Origin of the sequence: Polynucleobacter sp. P1-05-14 (genome assembly GCF_018881675.1) — a bacterium.
Lineage (GTDB): Bacteria > Pseudomonadota > Gammaproteobacteria > Burkholderiales > Burkholderiaceae > Polynucleobacter.
Genome location: NZ_JACVPV010000004.1, coordinates 80773 through 100961, shown reverse-complemented (window position 1 = coordinate 100961; position 20189 = coordinate 80773). Strand labels below are relative to the sequence as shown.

22 protein-coding genes are annotated in these 20189 nt (G+C 43.5%); 7 read left to right on the top strand and 15 right to left on the bottom strand.

Going from position 1 to position 20189, the window contains the following annotated elements; all coding sequences use genetic code 11:
* Positions 1–202 precede the first annotated feature (202 nt).
* The gene (locus ICN37_RS03185; RefSeq protein WP_216154810.1) at positions 203–775 is read right to left on the bottom strand and encodes a hypothetical protein; all 573 of its coding nucleotides are present in this window, start codon (positions 773–775) and stop codon (positions 203–205) included.
* Between the two features lie 756 nt (positions 776–1531).
* Between ICN37_RS03185 and ICN37_RS03180 the strand changes: the two genes are divergently transcribed.
* The gene (locus ICN37_RS03180) at positions 1532–3073 is read left to right on the top strand and encodes a Fic family protein (protein ID WP_216154808.1); all 1542 of its coding nucleotides are present in this window, start codon (positions 1532–1534) and stop codon (positions 3071–3073) included.
* A 25-nt stretch (positions 3074–3098) separates the two neighbouring features.
* Here the strand turns inward: ICN37_RS03180 and ICN37_RS03175 are convergent, their stop codons facing one another.
* Complete coding sequence (locus tag ICN37_RS03175; protein ID WP_161484811.1) at positions 3099–3251, bottom strand: hypothetical protein; 153 nt, start codon at positions 3249–3251, stop codon at positions 3099–3101.
* Between the two features lie 213 nt (positions 3252–3464).
* On the opposite strand from ICN37_RS03175, the gene ICN37_RS03170 reads away from it, so the two are divergent.
* Entirely contained in the window at positions 3465–3959 is a 495-nt protein-coding gene (locus ICN37_RS03170; RefSeq protein WP_068948670.1) for a hypothetical protein, read from the top strand.
* A gap of 165 nt (positions 3960–4124) precedes the next feature.
* Here ICN37_RS03170 and ICN37_RS03165 read toward each other — a convergent pair whose 3' ends face one another.
* Both ICN37_RS03165 and ICN37_RS03160 read right to left on the bottom strand, forming a co-directional pair.
* Positions 4125–5594, bottom strand: coding sequence for a Fic family protein (locus ICN37_RS03165; protein WP_216154805.1), 1470 nt, complete (start codon positions 5592–5594; stop codon positions 4125–4127).
* A 958-nt stretch (positions 5595–6552) separates the two neighbouring features.
* Positions 6553–6933: a hypothetical protein gene (locus ICN37_RS03160; protein WP_216154803.1), complete on the bottom strand. Its 381-nt coding sequence runs from the start codon at positions 6931–6933 to the stop codon at positions 6553–6555.
* Between the two features lie 126 nt (positions 6934–7059).
* On the opposite strand from ICN37_RS03160, the gene ICN37_RS03155 reads away from it, so the two are divergent.
* A complete protein-coding gene (locus tag ICN37_RS03155) occupies positions 7060–8400 on the top strand; it encodes an ATP/GTP-binding protein (RefSeq protein WP_216154801.1) in 1341 nt (446 codons plus the stop codon).
* A complete protein-coding gene (locus ICN37_RS03150; RefSeq protein ID WP_216154799.1) occupies positions 8400–9056 on the top strand; it encodes an RloB family protein in 657 nt (218 codons plus the stop codon). Before ICN37_RS03155 ends, ICN37_RS03150 begins: the two co-directional genes overlap by 1 nt.
* Positions 9057–9252: 196 nt before the next feature.
* Here ICN37_RS03150 and ICN37_RS11675 read toward each other — a convergent pair whose 3' ends face one another.
* From ICN37_RS11675 to ICN37_RS03125, 5 genes are all read right to left on the bottom strand, one after another.
* Positions 9253–9606, bottom strand: coding sequence for a M15 family metallopeptidase (locus ICN37_RS11675; RefSeq protein WP_216154797.1), 354 nt, complete (start codon positions 9604–9606; stop codon positions 9253–9255).
* Positions 9603–9890 (bottom strand): hypothetical protein, encoded by a 288-nt coding sequence (locus ICN37_RS03140; RefSeq protein ID WP_216154795.1) that lies wholly within the window; start codon positions 9888–9890, stop codon positions 9603–9605. The genes ICN37_RS11675 and ICN37_RS03140 overlap by 4 nt, the downstream gene beginning before the upstream one ends.
* A gap of 54 nt (positions 9891–9944) precedes the next feature.
* Positions 9945–10139, bottom strand: coding sequence for a hypothetical protein (locus ICN37_RS03135; RefSeq protein ID WP_216154793.1), 195 nt, complete (start codon positions 10137–10139; stop codon positions 9945–9947).
* A gap of 102 nt (positions 10140–10241) precedes the next feature.
* A complete protein-coding gene (locus ICN37_RS03130) occupies positions 10242–10451 on the bottom strand; it encodes a hypothetical protein (RefSeq protein WP_216154791.1) in 210 nt (69 codons plus the stop codon).
* Positions 10452–10464: 13 nt separating this feature from the next.
* A complete protein-coding gene (locus ICN37_RS03125; RefSeq protein ID WP_216154789.1) occupies positions 10465–10956 on the bottom strand; it encodes a YdaU family protein in 492 nt (163 codons plus the stop codon).
* A gap of 551 nt (positions 10957–11507) precedes the next feature.
* Here ICN37_RS03125 and ICN37_RS03120 point away from each other — a divergent pair.
* The 3 genes from ICN37_RS03120 to ICN37_RS03110 all read left to right on the top strand — a co-directional run bounded on the left by ICN37_RS03120 (position 11508) and on the right by ICN37_RS03110 (position 13624).
* On the top strand, positions 11508–11717 hold the full coding sequence (locus ICN37_RS03120) for an AlpA family transcriptional regulator (protein ID WP_215294500.1): 210 nt from the start codon (positions 11508–11510) through the stop codon (positions 11715–11717).
* Between the two features lie 58 nt (positions 11718–11775).
* Positions 11776–12105 carry a hypothetical protein gene (locus ICN37_RS03115; protein WP_216154787.1) on the top strand — a complete coding sequence of 110 codons (330 nt, stop codon included), beginning with the start codon at positions 11776–11778 and terminating at the stop codon, positions 12103–12105.
* 247 nt (positions 12106–12352) lie between these two features.
* Positions 12353–13624, top strand: a complete 1272-nt coding sequence (locus tag ICN37_RS03110; RefSeq protein ID WP_216154785.1) for a site-specific integrase — start codon at positions 12353–12355, stop codon at positions 13622–13624.
* A gap of 14 nt (positions 13625–13638) precedes the next feature.
* Here the strand turns inward: ICN37_RS03110 and ICN37_RS03105 are convergent, their stop codons facing one another.
* The 6 genes from ICN37_RS03105 to ICN37_RS03080 form a co-directional block, all read right to left on the bottom strand.
* Entirely contained in the window at positions 13639–15498 is a 1860-nt protein-coding gene (locus ICN37_RS03105) for an ATP-dependent helicase (protein ID WP_216860884.1), read from the bottom strand.
* Positions 15499–15512: 14 nt separating this feature from the next.
* Entirely contained in the window at positions 15513–17354 is a 1842-nt protein-coding gene (locus tag ICN37_RS03100; RefSeq protein ID WP_216154784.1) for an ATP-dependent endonuclease, read from the bottom strand.
* Between the two features lie 174 nt (positions 17355–17528).
* A complete protein-coding gene (locus ICN37_RS03095; RefSeq protein ID WP_216154782.1) occupies positions 17529–17870 on the bottom strand; it encodes a M15 family metallopeptidase in 342 nt (113 codons plus the stop codon).
* Positions 17867–18505, bottom strand: a complete 639-nt coding sequence (locus ICN37_RS03090) for a hypothetical protein (protein ID WP_216154780.1) — start codon at positions 18503–18505, stop codon at positions 17867–17869. Before ICN37_RS03090 ends, ICN37_RS03095 begins: the two co-directional genes overlap by 4 nt.
* A gap of 69 nt (positions 18506–18574) precedes the next feature.
* Positions 18575–18970: a hypothetical protein gene (locus ICN37_RS03085; protein WP_216154778.1), complete on the bottom strand. Its 396-nt coding sequence runs from the start codon at positions 18968–18970 to the stop codon at positions 18575–18577.
* A 10-nt stretch (positions 18971–18980) separates the two neighbouring features.
* The gene (locus tag ICN37_RS03080; RefSeq protein WP_071461894.1) at positions 18981–20027 is read right to left on the bottom strand and encodes a phage major capsid protein; all 1047 of its coding nucleotides are present in this window, start codon (positions 20025–20027) and stop codon (positions 18981–18983) included.
* Positions 20028–20189 lie beyond the last annotated feature (162 nt).

The following is a 20189-nucleotide window of genomic DNA, read 5'->3' as shown; positions in this document are numbered from 1 at the left end:
TAATAAAAGACCAATATTTACCGAAACAGGATGCTTGAGCCCCTCAGGGCGCTTTATTGAGAAACCAAAACCCGTGTGCACGCTCTAAATCGAAATTAATGGAAGTGTTTTGAGTTTTTACACAGCCTCGACCCATAAGAGACGGTGGCTAGATAAAGAAAAACCCACCGAAGTGGGCTAAAAACAAAGCTGAACTACTGATTTATGCAGCAAGGATTGGTTCAGCATTTTGCTTCTTACGACCAAACATCAGGAATAAGCATCCCAATAGGAATCCTACTTTAGGAGCGAGCGAGCCATCGATTTCGGGGGCGCCGCCAGTAACTGTTAAGGTACCGCTCATTGGACCATCACCAGCAGTCAGAGAAACAATGCCCGAATTAGAAGATAAAAGAAAGCTTGTTACACCTGCAGGATCATAATTAGGTGGTGGTGTTGTTACTGGTCCACCGGTTAATAAGTTCACGCCTTTACTGCTAACCCATGGAGAGCTATTTGTGAAAACATTATCATTGTAATTGCCCGGGGCACCAACACCAGTAATAGCGTAAGAAACAATACTATTATCAGATCGATTTAAGTAATTTATTGATCCAGTTGCGTTGGTAATAATTCCCGAATTATCAACTGTAAATGTACCTCCGGCAATATCTAGACCTAAGTATTGGTCGTAATCCATAGTAAAACTAAAGTTGTAGTTAGTTTGTGCTTGTACGGCCCCTGTAAAACTGCTTAATACAAAAAGGATGGCCGTAAATAGTTTCTTAAAATGCATACTCGACTCCAAGGCGAGTGGTTAATTGGTATGTTGATTATATATAAGCTTCATATCCATTGGCACTCCCCCAGCCACACTATTTGCACCAAAAAACAATAATTTTCAACCATGACTGACTGCTGCTGGCCGTTCTCTGCCTGTCAGACACCCCTAAATAGTTGAGTTGAACGTCCGAAATAGGGTTACAAATGGACATTAATTCAAAAAAATACCCCCCCCTGTTTTACATAGAAACGATGATGGGAGGAGGTCATTTGAATCAGCCCACTACCTTCGCATATTCAACCTCAATAGCATTAAATATTTCTTCAGGTACTGTTGTTGTAAATTTCTTACGACGGTTAGCTTTTACGCGATGGCGTGAGGCAGTAGCCTGAGTGATTAGCTCTCACTACATGAATTGATTATTGGGGCGGTTTGTGTGGGGTTTGAATATTTCTGGGGTTTTTATTTACTTAGCTCCTTAGCTCGCTATGGGTCTTTATGCCCAATGTGTCATTGCGCCACCTTGGGCATAAAAGAGCGTTTCTTTGGTCGTGGCCGTCAAGGGTGTGCAAGCCACCCCGTTGGGGTGCCCTTGACGGAATGAATGCCCATAGTCCACATAAGTCCTCTATTGGACTACATACTTTTATCATCAAGTGTGGGACAATAACAAAGTAGATTTTACCTAGATAACAAAGTAAATTTATATGGAAAAACAAAGTAATTATCTGTATTAAATCCATTTAAATCAATATTTTAAGACAATAAATGGCAACTAAGTCAATCAAAAAAAGTACAGATTCTCTGAAGCTTTCTGAGTCTTTAAAGGCTTTAAAAAGACTCCAAGATAAGCATCATGGCGTGATTGAATCAAAAGATCTCGCTGACACTCAGCGCGCCCTGCTTTTAGAAACTGGGTTTATACGCTCGGTAATGAAGGGTTGGTACATTTGCTCAAACCCTAGCGATCATGATGGCGACTCTACCGCTTGGTATGCTAATTATTGGGCCTTTATGTCTGGGTATCTTGCTAAGCGTTTTGGTAAGCGCTACTGCTTAAATGCCGAGGCATCACTCCTGCTGCATACCGGTAGCACTACCGTTCCCAAGCAAATTACCATCGTAAGTAAAGATGGTGGAACTAGCATTGTCAAACTCCCATTTGACACCTCACTGGTTATTTATCAGGATGAGAAGCGCGTCTCCAAAACCCGCACAGAAATTCGAGGCTTACAAGTCTTACCAATAGCTGAAGCACTTTGTATGGTGGGGCCCCAATTCTTTATTAATCATCCCATGGAGGCGGAAATTGGATTGGCGATGGTACGCGACCCAGCAGAATTACTGGCAACTCTACTGATGGGCAATTGCCTCCCAACAGCCGCCGCTCGCTTGGCAGGCGCACTTACTTTTACTAATAGGAAAGATGACGGAGAGCGCATTATTAAGGCTCTGAACAAGGCTGGGCACGCCATCCAAGCCAAGAATCCATTTGAGCTACCAGAACCGACTATCAGCCAGTCCCGAGAAAAGTCTCCTTATGTTCTACGCATTCGCTCCATGTGGGCGACGTGGCGTGAAGACGTTATCCAGAATTTTCCAAAGGCCCCCGGCATTCCGAAAAGCCCAGCAGTCTATATGAAGCAAATTCAGGAACGTTATGTAGCAGATGCCTACAACTCACTCTCCATTGAAGGCTATCAAGTTACTGATGAATTGATTGAGCGTATCGCCAAAGAGGGCTGGAATCCTGAGATCAGCGAAGAGGATAAAAAGAGTAAAGATGCTTTAGCCGCACGCGGCTACTTTTTGGCCTTTAACGAAGTAAAAGAAAGTATTAAATTAATTCTAGCTAGATCTAATTCAGGTGATGTTGTCAAAAAAAGCCATCATGACTGGTACGCCGCCATGTTCAATCCAACAGTGCTCGCGGGTATTTTGCAACGCCATCAGTTAGCAGGTTATCGGACGGGTCCGGTGTTTATTCGCAACTCCTTACACACTCCCCTGCCAAGAGAAGCCCTACTTGATAGCATGGAAGCTTTGTTTGATTTAATTGAAAATGAGCCAGAAGCCTGCGTAAGAGCGGTTCTAGGTCACCATATATTTGTATTCATACATCCTTACTTTGATGGTAATGGTCGTATTGGACGGTTCTTGATGAATGCTTTATTGGCATCAGGCGGCTACCCATGGACGGTCGTTCGAGTAAGCGAGAGAAAGCGCTATATGAATGCACTTGAAAAAGCGAGTGTGGATGGCGACATCAAACCTTTGACTAAATTTATAGCAGGAGAAATGGCTCAATAAATCTCTTGAGCCATTTCTATCCGCTTTAGATTCCCATATTGCCTAAGTGCTGAGCAATTCGATCCATAGGGTTTTCAGAGCTAGCGAGTGGCGCCCCCAATGTTGAAGTTCGTGCCCGAATAGGCTGAAGCGACTTCAGTGGCGTGATCTTTACATTGGCGAAGCTAGGCTCTGGCATCCCTATTGAGTCGTAGATGGATTCAATCGTAGATTACCATTGCTCTGGTTTATTGGTTTGCACAAACACCTGCATATAAAAAGGATCAGTCAGATATTTGTAAAAGCATTGAGCCTTAGCTGAATGATCAACCTCATCTTCGCGAGAGTTTAAGTATTTGATGATCTTGCCCTTGAGTTCTTAATTCTTACAGCTAGCTTTACACAAAAAGAGTTGACGCTTGCAACTAGAAATCTTCCACCAAGCGGGCTGGTAAGCGCTTCAAGAGCGCTAGTGCAAAATCTTGAAGGTGCTGGAGATCAAAAATCTGAATTCTGGAAGCATAGGATTAAGCCCTATATCCATAATGTTTGGCCAAAACAATTGAACAAGAAAACGTTCAACATGGATGCAATTTCAGAAAACTTTTGCAGATTATGCATAGCAGCGGATGATGAATTTCCGGAGGCTCTTGAACTCCTACGTCCCTGGCTAAAGCCATCAAAATATCCTGATAATTTAATTCAAGAGTTATTGAGGGTCAATATTTGCCTCAAATTTCCGGAGGCTGCATTAATCTATTTAAATTGCATTGTAGGAGAAAATCCTTTTTGGATAAGAAGTCACCTACAGGAATGCTTAAATGTCATACAAACTACGAACCCCAAATTAACTTTCGATGAAAATTTTCAAAATCTTTCAATCCTAGTTCGCAAACTCGACAACTAATACAATGTCACTGCTTCTATAATTTTTGCGCCATGAGTCTTTATGCCCAATGCGTCTCTCTGCCACCTTGGGCATAAAAGAGCGTTGCTTTAATCGTGGCCGCCAAGGGTTCGCAAGCCTCCCCCTTGGGGTGCCCTTGACAGAATTACTCTGGGGATTTTTGAATCAGCCCACTACCTTCGCATATTCAACCTCAATAGCATTAAATATTTCTTCAGGTACTGTTGTTGTAAATTTCTTACGACGGTTAGCCGATAGTTTTCCGTTTTGCTCCATGCAAGCCAGAATTAAGGTATTGAGGTCCTTGCCCCGTACATCGTACTGACCATCAATCGCACGGTAAATAAGATCGTACTTGGCTAAGAATTCAGTCTCTTCTCTTAAGTCCTTTTCTAGTGCCTGCTTGGCCATCTCCAATCCAAACTCAACACAGGCAGTGGCATTCCAATAGCGATATAAGGAATCATCTGATTTGAAGGTCATTTGATATTCATCACCATCAATCCAAATAACTTCCCAGCGCTTGCGAGCAGGCTCAGAAAAGCTCTTTAGAGCTGCTAGGTATGCATCTTCATTGCGCTTCATCGCAATAGATACTGGCAATAGCAGGCCATTCTTTAAAGCGCCAGACTGGCATATTGCATGATGAAATAAAAATCTGGACAAACGTCCATTTCCATCCATAAATGGGTGGATAAAAACAAACCCGAATGAAATAATTGCAGCTGCAACCAAGGGGTCTATCTGCTTTGGCGAGGCATTAGCAAAATCTACCAAACCTTTCATCAAGTCATTAACGATTTCAGGTGGCGGTGGAATATAGGTTACGCCAGCAGCACCGCGTAACGGACTACTTAACCAATTCTGCTCATGCCGATAATGAACGGCCCTATCTAATGGGTTTGTAATGGCAGTGTTTTGCAATCCAACCAAGTATTCTTCATTCAATTGAGGAGTCAGATGTGCTTTTTTAAGCAGCTCTACAAATGCTTCTGCTTTAGTTGCGCTTGGTGTTTCATGCTCAATCTCAAAAGAACTTTTGGTCTCGCTTAAATAAGCCCATGACATTGCCCTATCGGATGCGGCCCCACCTAGTTCTGATAGAAATTCATTTGCTTTCTGGAGAATATTAGATTCAAGCAGGCTATTAATACGTGTGGTTCGCTCAACAGTTACGCAGTAATCCAAAGAACCCAAGCCATTGAAGTTAACTCGCCATTTGGCATTGCGTATGCTTGGTCCTGTAATGTATTTTTTGGGGTCAAATAAATTAACCATAGGCCCCGTAATTACTGGCGCGCCCTTTAACTCTTGCTTATTAAAGGCTTCCCACAAAAAACAAGCCGTACGAATGTAAACGCCTGTTGGCGATTCGCTAATTGCGGCCAGCATCTCTTGGGCTGGGATTTTTCTTAAGGCCTGCGATAACAATTGGAGATTAACTCCTTCATGCTTTAGCGCAAACAACAGGTGGCTTAGTGGGCGATCATCTTTGGGAGCCACCTTTGCGGGTATCAACAACTCGCCCTGGGTGGACGTTACACTGGTTACCGAGGCAAGGCGTGCGGGTGCAAGTGGGTCAAAAGCACTGAGATCAAGCTGACTTTTTACCTGTGAATAGCCTATATCGCCCATATTTTCCCCAAGCCCCACTTTTTCGTTCGAATGGCTATTTTCCCACACTTTTTCTTACATATACACACTTTTTCTTACGATTACACATATTTACATACTTTTTCTTACATACTTCAATAGATTCATACATTTTTAAACATATCCTCACTTTTTCTTACGAAATAGCAGTTTGAATGTTTTTTGCTAACTAGCTTCAAAAGCTAAATTCACTTGGAATAGGCAGATTTATTGACAATAACTGCGATTATTAGCAGTTTTATTGACATTCCAGGGCAATTTAGCCAGAAATATGCAGCTTTATTGACATGTCACCCATTAGGAGCGACATGTCAAAAAAACACCTTAAATTCCCATATTGCCTAAGTGTTGCGCAATCCGACCTTCTCTGATCCATGCCGGGCAATGAGCTCAGACAATGTTTTGGTGGTGGGAGAGTGGTGGGTAGAAGAGCCCCAAAAACATAGAGCCCCGTGGTTAGGGGCTCTGCTGTCGTATATGGCGGAAGAGGTGTCTAGATTTTGCCCCTCCAGTGAACTCTAGCATTATCCATAAACCCATGAATTATATGGCTTTAAAGGCTAACCCCCCTCCCGATTAAACCACCTAAATCCATCTGAGACTATGTCTTACTGATGGGTGAGTAACGGGAAAAAAATCATCGTTAGCGCCTTAGAGAGTTTCGACTGCCGAATAACCAACAAAAGGTGAACTAATCTATTTAATCTAATTTTTTTTCTGCATGGTGGGTATCAAGGGGGGTTCAAACTCCATCATTAGACCCATCATTGAAATGGCTTCCATGTAACCATGCTCCCGTGTAACCCATTGAGATTGAATAAAATATGTTGATTAAAGATGAGTTCAAAAGGGGTAATTTTTGCTTGAGTTTGGGATGCCGAATGTCGAATAAATTTAGCCTTACGGCACGTCGTATTGTCAATCTCTCTGAGCCAGGTTTTTACCACGACTCAGAATCCCGAGGGCTATACCAGCTCATCATCAGATTTCTAAGTCTAGATTTAATTTCCTCTTCTGCATCTTTAGAGTTTTGCAACGACCTTGAATTAAAGTTGCCGCCCAAAGACTTTTGCCCAACAGCATAAGTCCCCCAGGCTGAATCAAACAACACAAAGACTTCCCCGGCACTGTTGTCGCTAGAAACTGTGAACTTAATGGCTGGAGAATTAAATTCAATAACAGGCTCCACAAAAGAATGAAAATCAATGCTTTCCAACTCATTTTGAAGATCTATGATTATTTGGGGCGCAACTAAATTTAGAAAATCGTTATAAGCAGTACGACGATTCTCATTTCTAAACAAAGAGTCTATTAAGTTCATATGGCTCTCCTTCCCAATTTAAGCTCTAAACATCAATAATTCGCTGTAAATTTATACAGTCTTCGTTAAGGCGGAAATTACTTGGTTTACTTGAAAACACTTGTATGTTACATTTAAAATCGTTTTTTGCAGAAAATATGCGTAAATTACAATTTAATTACACGAAAAGACATGTTAATAGAATTTAGCGTCGCCAATTTCAAGTCCATTCTTGAGCGCCAAACCCTGAGCATGGTAGCCAGCACAGACTCTGAGCATGCTGAAAAAAATGTAATTGAACTGCCTGACGAGGCAACCAAATACCTTAAATCGGCAGTTGTTTATGGACCAAATGCAGCAGGCAAGAGCAATCTCTTAAAAGCTACACTGGTATTACAACAGCTCATCCTTCACTCCGCCTCCTCTCAAGAGGGCATCCCAATGGGAGGCATTACCCCTTTCTTGCTTGACGGAAATATCCCAAACGAGCCCTCTGAATTCAATATTGTTTTCATAGCAAATGATGGTGTGAAGTATGAATACCATCTCTCCGCCACACCAAAGGCAGTAGAAAAAGAGTGGATGGTTTCTTATCCGAATGGAAGACCTCAACGCTGGTTTGAGCGCGAGCTAAACAAAGAGTCTGGCAAATATGAATGGTGGTTTGGATCGAAGTTTAAGGGTGATAAGGCAGAGAAAAAGGTTTGGCAAGAATTCACTAGAAATAATTCTTTGTTTTTTTCTACTGCCGTTCAATTAAATAACGAACAACTTAAAACTCCTTTTGGCTGGATAGCCAATCAACTCATTGTCATTACATCGGGCATAGACCTCAATCCATGGCTTAGCATTAATCTCATCAAGAACAATGAAGGATACAAAATCCTTGATTACCTAAAAGCTGCTGATGTTGGCATTGATGGCATTGATATTAAAGAAGAGGAGCTACCTCCTCAAACTCAATTTATTGGTAACAACCCCTTTGCGCTAGGTGCATTTCACTTTAACCTTGGCGGTCCTGAGGATGGCGTTGGCCAAAAACCGACTATGATTAAAGTCACTACTACGCATAAGAACGCAAAGACCAATGAAGTGGTTCACTTAAGCATAGAAGATGAGTCTGAGGGCACCAGGAAATTATTTAATCTAACTGGAGGCTGGATTAGGTCGCTTGATATTGGGGCAACCTTATTAGTTGATGAATTAGAACGAAGTCTTCATCCAAAAATTACTCGATTTCTTGTTGAATTATTTCATAGCAAGAAAAATAAAAGTAACGCTCAACTGGTTTTTACAACACACGATACAAATCTTTTGGATACAGCATTATTAAGAAGAGATCAAATTTGGTTTGTTGAAAAAAGCAATCAAAAGGCAACACATCTCTATTCCTTGCTTGACTATAATCCGCGCAAAGAAGAAGCTCTAGAACGCGGATACCTTAAAGGCAGATACGGAGCTGTCCCTGTTGTGGGGGAAATTAACTAATGACTTCTCGTAGACTCTCAGTATTAAGGGGCGAAAGATCATTTACTAGAAAAGCGGGGAATACTCCGCCCAAAGAAGTAACGCTGATTGTTTGCGAAGGTGAAACTGAGACCAAATACCTCAAGGCTATTTGTCAAAGCCTAAGGCTGGCCACTGCTACCATATATGTTTGCGACAACGGCACCGACTCAGCGCCTGTGAATCTAGTTAATAAAGCAGAGCAGCTCAACTTAACAAACGATGGTTACGACCATATCTATTGTGTATTTGATAAAGATATTCATGAAAGCTTTGACAGGGCCAGAGAAAAAATACGAAGCCTAAGTCGGCGGACTAGAAAACCCCTTCCCATTAAAGAGGCTGTTAGCATTCCATCGTTTGAACTATGGGTGCTGCTTCATTTTGAGCAAACAGATCGTTCATTTGGCACCTCTGCCGAAGTTGTGAGATACATCTCAAATCAAAATCACATTCGTGCCTATAAAAAAGCGGATGATTTGATTTGCCAAGAACTAATAACAAGGCTAGAAACCGCCATTAAAAACGCTGGATGGCTTGAGAGACGCGGACACACTAGCAATGAAAACCCAATGACTAATGTTCACAAACTTGTGCAACATATAAAAGAAATTGCCATCAAGCAGTCACAAAATTAAGTCCCCGACTCGACGCTGTCGATGCCATTTGGGAAATATTTGAAACCGCTGTGAGCCACGAGATTCGTTGCTTGTAGGGCAGTAGGTCGCAACCAGCTTAGACCCAATGTGCAGAACTGTTTTAGCCCTCTATCCTACGTTTTCAATTCTCCACTCTTCCAATCGGTATTGGCTGAAAGCAGCCATCTAGGTAATTTTAAACCACCCTCTCAAAATGCGGCACATCCACAAACCCTTTGAAATTCCCGCCCCATCTATTCTTTGGCCCTAGGCTTTCCCAGTATTCACCGACCATGCGGATCAACTCTTTATCCCAAACTAGTCTTCCATTCCAAAAGAAATTTAGATCAATAGCGCAACGCCTTAGGTGGTTGCTATTCATAGTCTTTGATCTGCCGGTCTTAAAGTAGATCTCTTGTTGCTCCGGAGAACGCCAAAGCTCGCCACCAGTAATCACCCACCCCTCCGCAGTAGCAAACTGGATTAGTCTGCTGACGTCAATTAGAAAGGCAGCTTGCTCTGCTACTAGACCACTTACCTTTGTATTCACCTAGCTTCTTCTTTTTTATTTGAGCTATGCATGCGCATCTCAAAGATCTTCTCGACTGATCTACCGCCAAAATAGGCCAGCATGACTAACTGGCCCCATTCGCCAAGAAGCCTTACATAGGCTTCATTGATATCTATACCCATTGCTGATAGCAATGCAAATAACAGGTAGGCCGTGAGGATATAAACCAGCGTTCCTGGTCTGATGTTCTTCGATAACCTGGAGTCACTGCCCATATCGGATTGCCAACGACTGGTGGCATTGTCTTGTGAAGCTCGATGCATCTCCGCTAGAAGCTTGGATTCCTCTATCTCGAGCTCTTTTTGCTTTAGCGTGTATTACAATAGAAGCTGCTCTTGCTCAATCTCCAGCTGTTTGAGCTTGATGAGATCTTCGTGGCTAGGATTGTCGGGAATTCTCACCCCAATCTTGCTCTCAATGAATTCTTTGCCTTTGGCTTGAACCGCGCCCGCAAGCAATCCAAGGCCATTGACTGCTAAGGTTTGTACTAGAGAGGTGATGATTGGAAGCATGTCATTAGCTCTTTTCTTGATGCTCGAAGGTATGAATAAGTATGGAAGTCCACCGCCCCACTACCGCCTAGGCTTTTAATTGGTGTTGGCAGTGGGGCGCAGTTACACGCGCCCACACACCATGGTTACTTCAACACCCGCAGCCGCACCCAAACACCTGCTGCTATCCACAATCGTGATCTCACCAAATCGTGAGTCTGAGTGCTTCTTGATGGTCTTCTCATTGATATCAGCAGAGGCTACCCATCCCGGTATACAGAGGTCGCGGTGTTGATTAAATCGATCACGCGCTTCGTTGTGTTCATCCTGCAATCGCTCAGTCAGATCAACTAGCAGCCATGTTCAGTAACTTGATGCGGTTCTCCGTGATCATGGTGCCACGACCATCATCATGTTCGTTAGCCTTGGTGTCTGGTGAGCATTGCGTTCGCAATGCGATAGCATTGCGAACGCATCCGATATTTTGGGTGATTTCCGATTGTAAATTCTCTGCTGGAAGTGATTGCCACCTCCCTTCTGCGCTCCGCCTGGCTTTGATCCGCTTATCTTTGAAGCGGGCTATTTCATGGTCACAGCGCTCTTGTCTCCAGCCATCATCAGTAAGGGTAAAAAATTCATTGAGGACAGATACAACTGCATTTTTTTCTTCTTTTGATCGCGCGTTGATCAATCTTTGCACTAACTTGATCTCGTTAGGTAGCGGTTTTTCCGTGGCGTAGTACTTTCGGATGAGGCGGCTGTAGGTTGCATCCTCTATGAATGTAAGATGCGCAGTCGCTTCTGCGTAATCTCCAATGTGATGCTCGTAGTAATTCATCTCGATCTGTCTCCGTGTAGTTCTTTTTCTTGCGTGCAATATTTTTTTGCAAGAGATGAATCTAACAATCGGAAAGCGTATCGTCAAACGCGTTTTTTCTGAATTTTTCTTTAATTTATTTATCTATCAAATGTCTGTAATCCTTCTTTGGAAATTCGTATGAATTTATTTTGAGGTTTGATGTATTGATTGATCTATGTGTGTCCACCACTCTCTTTGCGCTATCAGAATTTACTGACAGCTCTGTAGCCATTTATTTATATGACTTGTGTCACTTCTATGAATAAATATTTTTTTGTAGTCAAAAAATAATTTGTGTTTTTAAAGTGGTTATTGACATTTGATTGACCACCAAAATTTCATTGACTACATTGCACTTCAGCAGCACGCAAAATGATTCATAACAAAACATAAACGGAGATTAAATTTAATGATGGCAATTCGCTTATATAGCTTGTATCGCTCTTACGGATATACAAAAATGAGTTCTGCAAAGATGGTGTTTCAGGTTTATCGTAAAAACTTAAAGCGCGCCCGCTAAGGAGATGATGATGAGTCAATCAACCCCCCAAATCCCACCTATTACTTTGATGAGAATTCCGCAGATATTGAAAGTGATGCCCGTTTCTAAATCGAAGTTTTGGTTGATGGTTCAGAAAGGTGAGTTTCCCAAACCAATCAAGATTGGAAGGTCTTCGTTTTGGACAATTGAACAGGTGCAGGCATTTATTCGGGACAGGAGTGGTCAATCCACCAATTAAAAGATGGGTATCCCCTGAGGGTAAGCTAACAATCCTACGGAAAACTCAGGGGACGACTATGGAAGCAATCAACTTATCGAAATCATTTAGCGTTGATGTTTACAGCGACTTTAGAAGGAGTAAACAGAGCCCCTGGGTACGCATTGGGGAGTTTGACAACTTGGACGACGCAATCGAAGCATGCAAGAAGGTTGTGGATGACTTTCTTCAATCCCCCATCAACGCATTTTTAGGCTCTGAACGGCTCAGAACTGCTTTTTTGAGCTATGGGGATGTTCCAGTCATTAACGGCGTCGAGAACCTACGCTCCTTTGATATTTACGAGTATCTTGCCAAGCGTTGCGGGGAAGTTTCCCGCCCACCTATATCCAACTCAATCCAAATCTAGACAATGTTTTGGTGGTGGGTAGAAGAGCTCCAAAAACAAAGAGCCCCATCTATAGGGGCTCTGCTGTCGTATATGGCGGAAGAGGTGTCCAGATTTTGCCCCTCCAAAGCACTCTATCATTACCCATAAACCCTTTAAATATAAGGGTTTGAAGGTTGACCCTACTCCTGAGTAGCCCACTCTACCCCATTAAAATCTATGCATTACTGGTGGGTAGAGCGGTGGGTACAAAGCATAGGGAGCGGCATTGCAAGAGAGTAGGAAAATCAGTTTTACGGCACGAGGTCTTGGCTCAATAGTAACTCCTGGATACCATGCCGACCCTGAATCTAAAGGGCTATATATCCAAGTTTTTAAGGGTGTTAGCGACTACAAGCGTAGCTGGATCTTTCGTTACACCAGCCCCACTCTACTTAAACGCCGTGAAATGGGCCTAGGTTCACTGGATTCTCGATCTTTAGCTGAAGCACGCAAAGCAAGCCTTGATCTCAGAAAAATGATCTTAGAAGGAATAGACCCTGCCGAAGAGCGGTCTAAGGCTCGCAGCAAAGCTACAAGTGCAATTAATGATGGTATTACCTTTGCAAAGGCTGCTGAGTTATGCATCAAAGGCAAGAGGTCTGAATGGAAAAATGCAAAGCATGCCGATCAATGGGAAAACACCTTAGCAACCTTCGTGACCCCAAAAATTGGGAAGATGAGAGTTGATCAGATCAACACCGGTCATATTGCCAAGCTACTTGAGCAAGAGATTAAAAAGAAGTCTGGTGAAGTTGAGGGGCCCTTCTGGAATGTCCGCACTGAAACAGCTACCCGAGTGCGGCAACGAATTGAAGTGATTTTTGACTGGTGCAAGGCTCATGAATATATCAAGGGTGATAATCCGGCCCGTCTTAAAGGCGCCCTAGCCCATCTACTGCCTAAAGCCAATAAGATCCAAAAGAAAAGTCATCACCCCGCTCTGCCATTTCAGCAAATCGGCGAATTCATGAGAGAGCTCAGAACAAAGAGTGGCTTTTCTGTACTTGCTCTTGAGTTTTTGATTCTTACGGCCACTCGAACAAGTGAAGTACTCAATGCGAAATGGGATGAGTTTGATGTAAAGAATAAGGTGTGGACAATTCCGGCTGAAAGGATGAAAGCTGGTAAAGCGCATCGCGTTCCATTAAATACTCGAGCAGTCGAGATATATGAATACCTCTCGAAGCATCGGTCAAATGACTCTTTGTTCCCGAGCAAGCATCACAAGAAAGAGAACATATCCAATATGTCTTTAATTGCCATCATGAGGAGAATGCCGGCATATTCTCAATATGTTCCACATGGATTTAGATCGACATTTAGAGATTGGGCGGGTGAAACAACTGACTACCCAAATGAGACTGTGGAGCTTGCTTTAGCCCATACGATTAAAAATAAGTCCGAAGCTGCTTATAGGAGGCAGGATCAATTAGAAAAGCGTGCACTGCTGATGAAGGACTGGGAGGGCCACATTAAGAACTCCAGATCAATATCTTAATTGTATATTTGAGTTCACTCAATTAAACCCATTTCCTCAATAAAACGTGATGGATATTGAGTACGAATCCCGCCCCAAGGCATAACCCGTAATTTTGGATACGTCAAATAGAGAAGTCTCTTTGAGCGAGTCAACGCCACAAATGCATTGCGCCGCTCCTCAAGAAGCGCTCGTCCTGAAGTAGAGCGGTAATCTGGAAAAGAGCCCTCAGCCATGCCCGCTACAAAAACAACATCAAACTCCAATCCTTTTGATGAATGCACAGTCAATAGCGCCACCCCATCACCATGAGATTTTTGCGTAGCACCAAGCGCCTTATTCACCATAAATCCCGCGATAGTTTGCACAGAGGAATTTGAGCGGAGATATTGATCCCATTCCTGTCTGAATACCTCCAAATCCTCATAAATTGCAAGCTTTTCACCCTCGTCCAATCCATCAGCATATTCCTTGAGGATGCCAAAGGCAGGCATTAGATCCAATCGCTGGGGATTGCGTAAAATAGAATTGATAGCAGTAACTACAGCATCAGCCCTATCACGAAGCAACACATCCGCACTCAAAGTCATTTTATTAAGCGTTTCAATGGCATCGCCTGTTAGCAAAGATGCTTCTGCCTTCCATTTTTTGACTAATGCAGAAAAATGAAGGCGATCTCTGGGGTTCGCAAGAACTCGTAGTGCAAGTTGAAAATCATCCACAAGCTCTGATTCATTTTCATGATTAGCAGTTAGTCTTTTGTAGAAGGGAATTCCTCTGCAGCGCAACTCTTTTTCAACCGCAAGCAAAACGAATCGAGTGCGACCAAGAATTGCACACCTTGATGAGTCAATGTCCCCTTCGATGTCTAAGTGCCCAGAGTTGAAAAGATGTTGCATCTGATCAACAATTCGCTTTGCCTCATTCTCCTCATCATCCCCCTCAATCACCTCAACCAGACCCTCCACTGGCAATTGAGCCGCTACCAAATAATTAGAATCCAGAGCACGTGCCACCCCCACAACTGCACGTGAAGAGCGAAAGTTTTCAGTTAATTCAATTTGTTTTGCATGAAATTCAGACTTAAAGCGAGTCATATATTCAGGACTAGATGTATTAAATCCATAAATGGATTGCTTGGGATCACCAACCATCATGACGTTTCTGAATACATCCCCGCATAAGGCGCAAATTACAGCATATTGAGCTTCATTCAAATCCTGAGCTTCATCTATACAAATAAATCGATAAAGCCTTTGATAGAACTCAGCGAGCCTTGGGTGATCTCCGAATAATCGACAAACCAAAATAAGTAAGTCGTCAAAATCATACGCATTACTTGCCCTCAAACCATTGTCGTACGCCTCCAAAACTCGACGCTCTACATCATCATCCACCACTGCGCATGAAATAGGATGAGCCTTGATCCATGAAATTCTCTGAAGCCATAAGTCAATCTTCCTACCTCGCGCCTTTGCATCCCCCTCTTGATTCAACTCTTCCTCAAGCATGGGATCATCCATAACCGCATTAAGCAAAATCTCTTTACGATCTTTATATTGCTCGAAAATATTTGGCAAACCATCAACGCCAACAAGCCCTCCACGTTCAGTTAGGATTTCTAGGCAAAAGCTATGCATAGTGCCAATAAATGCACGCTGACGCATATCCCCCAAATCAATTAATCTTTCACGCATTTCATCGGCAGCTTTATTGGTAAAAGTTAATGCGAGGATGCGAAAGTGTCCCGGCACGCTTGATAAAAGCGATCTAATGCGCTCTGTCAGGACTCGCGTTTTACCCGATCCAGGACCAGCAACCACTAATAATGGCCCGTCAACATAATTGACAACCGAAAGCTGCTGATCAGAAAGTCTAATTTTACTTGGCAACATCAAGATATGAGGTCCTATGATTTTGGAATGCTGTGATTTGCACTAATAATTCTGAATAAATTATCAATAGTCGAAGGAAACCTTCTAGCTGGATCCGAGATGCCAATAATTTGATGCGCTAATGGCTTGGCTAGTTTAGTCTTTTGCTTCTTCATTGCATCAATCGCTGCTCGCTCCCTGCCTCCAGCACTCTTATAGTCTCGCACACCTTTATTGGGGCCATAAGAGAGTCCATCATTATCGGCAATATAACCATCAAGAAACCCTTTCTTGCCCGATACAGACTCAAACGCAGCCTCAATTTCAGGCATATAACCTTCAAACACTAATTGCGATTCAAAATTATTCCCAGAAGGCAGTACAACTATATTTGAGGATTTGGCAGACTCCGGTAGATTGGCTTTTTTTAGCGCCTTTTCGAGACTTTGAAGAGGTTGAGGCTCCCCATCGGCAATCAAGTACCAGGGAATTTCCAAACTCTGCGCTAGCCAGATAAATGGAAAATAATCAGTGCCATTAACCCTGGCAAAACTGAATCCCAACTCATGAATGGATGCGCCCCAATATTCCTGAGCCCAAATAGGCAGTGCCTGCTCCTCTGTTTGCCCCTCAAAAAGCACGAGTGCTTGAGCAAAAAGAATATCTCCCCGAGACTCTATGACACACTCCTCTAACTTACGCTTATCATCAATCTTCTCCAGTTGAGTTAAATCAAGTTTAGATACAACCGTATCTCCACCTTTTTTAATAAATAGCCTCAAATCCTCAAGTTGCGCTTGCCCAGCAAAATACGGGGAGTGAGTGCTGACAATGCGCTGTCCAGCAATCCCTTTAATGTGCTTAAAAAGTGATCTTTGGGCTTGCGGATGTAAATGTGATTCAGGCTCTTCAAGCGCAAGAATTGTATGTACTTTATCCCCTCCTTTTGTAGCTTGAGCATGTCTCCAGCTAGCAAATGCTTTAAATACGAGCAGTGAAGCAAGGCTTCGGGTTCCCATGCCATGGCGAGAAAGCGGAAAAGATTGTGCGCCTGTTGTTGAAAATGATATGTCAACACCTTTGGATAAGTCTCGTAACTTACGAGCCACTGGTGAAATATCAATCGCCGAACTATCAGCAGAAACTACATTCTGTAAATCTGATAAATTTTCTCGCAAATGAAGAAGTACCGGGCTTTTGTTAACTAATTCCTGATTAATATTGGATAGCGCAGCCTCAATGTCGGAGATATCAGAATCCTCTAAGCCAAGGTCATCCGTTAAGCGGCGCCAAAAAGAGCCCTGCCTACGTAAGTCATCATCCAAATCACGCTTTGCATCAATCAGATGCAGGGCAATTGGCTCAAGCTGGGTGGCACGAACAGAGTTATTTTGCAATGGAGTATCTACCCAATCCTTAAATGCACGCCATTCTTTGAGAAAATTACGCTCAACAATATATTCGGCTTTAGAGGGACTCCAAAAAAGCTGGGTTCTTATAGGAGCAAACTCATAAAAATCAACAGCATCAATTGCAATTTCAGTCCCCCACAAAGCTGTCCAAAAACTACCAACTGGGAACTTATCAAGGATTTTTCCAGTGGAATCAATAGGACGGATGCGCAAATCAATAATGACTTTGCGATCTTTAGGCGCAAATGCCTCGCCAACTGCAATTCTAATGTCGTCTTGCCCTAAAGCCCTTCTACCAGAACCTATTGCAGCAAAGGTCGCATCTAAAAAACTGGTTTTCCCAGCATTATTGGCTCCGATCAATACTGTTAAATCATTTAACGCCACCTCGACATTAACAAGGGAGCGAAAATTATGCACCCGGACATCGGTGACAGCTATCTCGCTTTGCGCATAGTAACTCATCCAACTCGCTTTCGTTTTAATCGTATGCTGAGTCAGATTGATATCAGCCGGTTGAAAAAATATGATTGGTTTTGAATCCAACTCACACAAAATGCTTATTAAAATCGATAAATGCCTGTAGTTTACAAAGATCGATTACAAGGGCACTCATTAAATTCTATTTATATTGATACTCTAACCTACTCGCTCAAAATGCGGAACATCTACAAACCCCTTGAAATTGCCGCCCCATCTGTTCTTAGGATTCAGGCTTTCCCAATATTCCCCCACCGTTCGGATGAGCTCTTTATCCCATACAAGCTTTCCATTCCAAAAGAAGTTTAGATCGATAGCGCAACGTCTTAGATGATTGCTATTCATGGTCTTTGATCTACCACTCTTGAAATAAATTTCCTGCTGCTCTGGTGAACGCCAGAGCTCCCCACCTGTAATCACCCACCCTTCCGCAGTAGCAAACTGAATAAGCCTGCTGACATCAATTAAGAATGCTGCTTGCTCCTTTACTAGACTGCTCATTGCTCTTCTTTTTTATTTAAGCCATGCATACGCATCTCAAAGATCTTCTCTACTGATCTACCGCCGAAGTAAGCAAGCATGACTAGCTGACCCCATTCGCCCAGAAGCTTTACATAGGCTTCATTGATATCTATTCCCATGGCTGAGAGCAATGCAAATAAGAGGTAGGCTGTAAGGATGTAAACCAGCGTTCCCGGTCTGATGTTCTTTGATAGCCTGGAATCGCTACCCATATCGGATTGCCAGCGATTGGTGGCATTATCTTGTGAGGCCCGATGCATCTCAGCTAGCAGTTTGGATTCTTCGATCTCTAGCGCTTTTTGTTTGAGCGTGTATTGCAATAAAAGCTGCTCTTGCTCAATCTCTAACTGTTTGAGCTTAATGAGATCCTCATGACTAGGATTATCCGGAATGCGCGCCCCAATCTTGCTCTCAATAAATTCCTTGCCTTTGGCTTGAACCGCGCCCGCAAGAAGACCAAGGCCATTGACGGCCAAGGTTTGCACTAGAGAGGTGATGATTGGAAGCATGCAATAGGTTCTTTTCTTGACGCCTGGAATATGGAAGTCCACCGCCCCACTACCGCCTAGGCTTTTAATTGGTGTTGGCAGTGGGGCGCAGTTACGCGCGCCCACACACCATGGTTACTTCAACACCCGCAGCCGCACCCAAACACCTGCTGCTAGCGGTGGTCTTCCCTTCTGCTAGCGTTTCTTAGCCCCCTTGGTTTCTGGTGGCTCTTGCTCAAGAGTTCCCTCTAATGCCTTCTCTTGTGCTGGGAGCTGACCCTCTTTCATCAAACCTTCCACGATCTCCATTAGGCGATCCCCATCATCTTCACCAAAGACTTTAGCCACGACCTCATGGCCATACTTGGCACAGAGGCGGTCGTACTCTTGCTCTGGAGTAATAGTGGTCTTTGATGGGTGCTCAAACACCGTGACGTTCTCGCGCCCAAAGAGGTTGCGAAGGATATTGGTCTCATAAGGCGGTACATGCACATGGATGGTTGTGAATGCATCCCTGCGTACTACCGCTTCCACCTCTTTAATTTGGAAGTCGCTATGAATGAGCTCTTTGGTATTCATACTGTTATTCATTTCTTCCTCCTTATTGAATAGCCAATACCGCATGGGCATTCGCTCGAGAGATTGATAAAGCGCAGCGTAGGTTCACCATGGCGTACATCGCCAGGGTATCGTGCGGACGGATTGGGGCAACGATATCTAGATCATCATCCCGTAGCTTCATAAAGCGGGTGTTGAGGAAATAACAGCGCTTACTCCACTCCACCGTTCTATTAGCCATGGCATCAAGTTCATCAAACTGGGGGTCCCAGATGATCTCCACGCCTTTAAAGGCCAACCCTGTATTCACGCCCGCGCCTACTCCTGCATCTATGTACTTGGTTTCACCAGATCCAGCGATATGGGTCACAGTCACTTGCTTGCGGTAGGTATCAATGAACTTACCACCTGCGATGATGAAATCAGGGCTACCACCATGCTTGATGCATTGACGCCAGGCGGTCTCCATCTCGCCTACTAAGTTACCTGGCGATGTTGAGGCAATATCTTTAACTGCGTAGTTACGCCAGTAGCTTGCTTTAGCTCGATCGATACCACCTACGGTGCCGGCATCTGGCGCTAAGCTGACTAGGCTATCTAGTCCGACTACTGCATCTGCGCCGTGTGAGCCGTCGCGGTGCAACTCCAAGTCCAGCTTATTGAGAAAGCCCTCTCTTAAAACTTCCAACTGCTCATCCAAGAGGTTGATTAATTGCACGCGCTCGTTGTATTCGAGCTGAAAGCCTCGCGCTCCACCCTCACGCACTTTGATGCCATTGCTAAATAAACGGTCATAGTCGATATACAAACCATCAACTGCTCTACGCCATGGGAAGGAGGCCTGCTCAGTCGTATTGCGTTTATTGAACTTGACCGTCTCCTCTCCAAATGCCCAACTAAAGTTGCTGCCGTGCTCTTTGCGGATGTTCTCGACTACGTTCTGTTTTGCACCCAATAGGCTTTTACGACCTTCCATGAGTTTTTTAAGGAAAGGTCTCTCTACAGCGATTTGATCGACCGGTAGATTACGCAAGTACTCATCCAAGGAAACCTTAGCTAACTCTTGCAAGTCTGTATTTGAAATTGGCATGTGCCACCCCATCAATAGTTATTTAATAAATTAGTTGTCCTCAATACCTGTTGATGGAGCGTGAACCCATCCATTGCTACGCTGCTAGGTGCGAATCCAGCTTTAACGCATAGGCGTGAAGCACTGAGATCAATTATTGGGGTGACAGATATAGCTTTGGGA

Bases quoted from the DNA above. Each gene is read 5' to 3' on its own strand.
- ICN37_RS03080 (WP_071461894.1), bottom strand. From the start codon at position 20,027: ATGCCAATTTCAAATACAGACTTGCAAGAGTTAGCTAAGGTTTCCTTG.
- ICN37_RS03185 (WP_216154810.1), bottom strand. From the start codon at position 775: ATGCATTTTAAGAAACTATTTACGGCCATCCTTTTTGTATTAAGCAGT.
- ICN37_RS03120 (WP_215294500.1), top strand. From the start codon at position 11,508: ATGAGTCAATCAACCCCCCAAATCCCACCTATTACTTTGATGAGAATT.
- ICN37_RS03160 (WP_216154803.1), bottom strand. From the start codon at position 6,933: ATGAACTTAATAGACTCTTTGTTTAGAAATGAGAATCGTCGTACTGCT.
- ICN37_RS03115 (WP_216154787.1), top strand. From the start codon at position 11,776: ATGGAAGCAATCAACTTATCGAAATCATTTAGCGTTGATGTTTACAGC.
- ICN37_RS03135 (WP_216154793.1), bottom strand. From the start codon at position 10,139: ATGCTTCCAATCATCACCTCTCTAGTACAAACCTTAGCAGTCAATGGC.
- ICN37_RS03150 (WP_216154799.1), top strand. From the start codon at position 8,400: ATGACTTCTCGTAGACTCTCAGTATTAAGGGGCGAAAGATCATTTACT.
- ICN37_RS03100 (WP_216154784.1), bottom strand. From the start codon at position 17,354: ATGAGTTACTATGCGCAAAGCGAGATAGCTGTCACCGATGTCCGGGTG.
- ICN37_RS03105 (WP_216860884.1), bottom strand. From the start codon at position 15,498: ATGTTGCCAAGTAAAATTAGACTTTCTGATCAGCAGCTTTCGGTTGTC.
- ICN37_RS03165 (WP_216154805.1), bottom strand. From the start codon at position 5,594: ATGGGCGATATAGGCTATTCACAGGTAAAAAGTCAGCTTGATCTCAGT.
- ICN37_RS03175 (WP_161484811.1), bottom strand. From the start codon at position 3,251: ATGCCAGAGCCTAGCTTCGCCAATGTAAAGATCACGCCACTGAAGTCG.
- ICN37_RS03085 (WP_216154778.1), bottom strand. From the start codon at position 18,970: ATGAATAACAGTATGAATACCAAAGAGCTCATTCATAGCGACTTCCAA.
- ICN37_RS03180 (WP_216154808.1), top strand. From the start codon at position 1,532: ATGGCAACTAAGTCAATCAAAAAAAGTACAGATTCTCTGAAGCTTTCT.
- ICN37_RS03095 (WP_216154782.1), bottom strand. From the start codon at position 17,870: ATGAGCAGTCTAGTAAAGGAGCAAGCAGCATTCTTAATTGATGTCAGC.
- ICN37_RS03140 (WP_216154795.1), bottom strand. From the start codon at position 9,890: ATGCATCGAGCTTCACAAGACAATGCCACCAGTCGTTGGCAATCCGAT.
- ICN37_RS03125 (WP_216154789.1), bottom strand. From the start codon at position 10,956: ATGAATTACTACGAGCATCACATTGGAGATTACGCAGAAGCGACTGCG.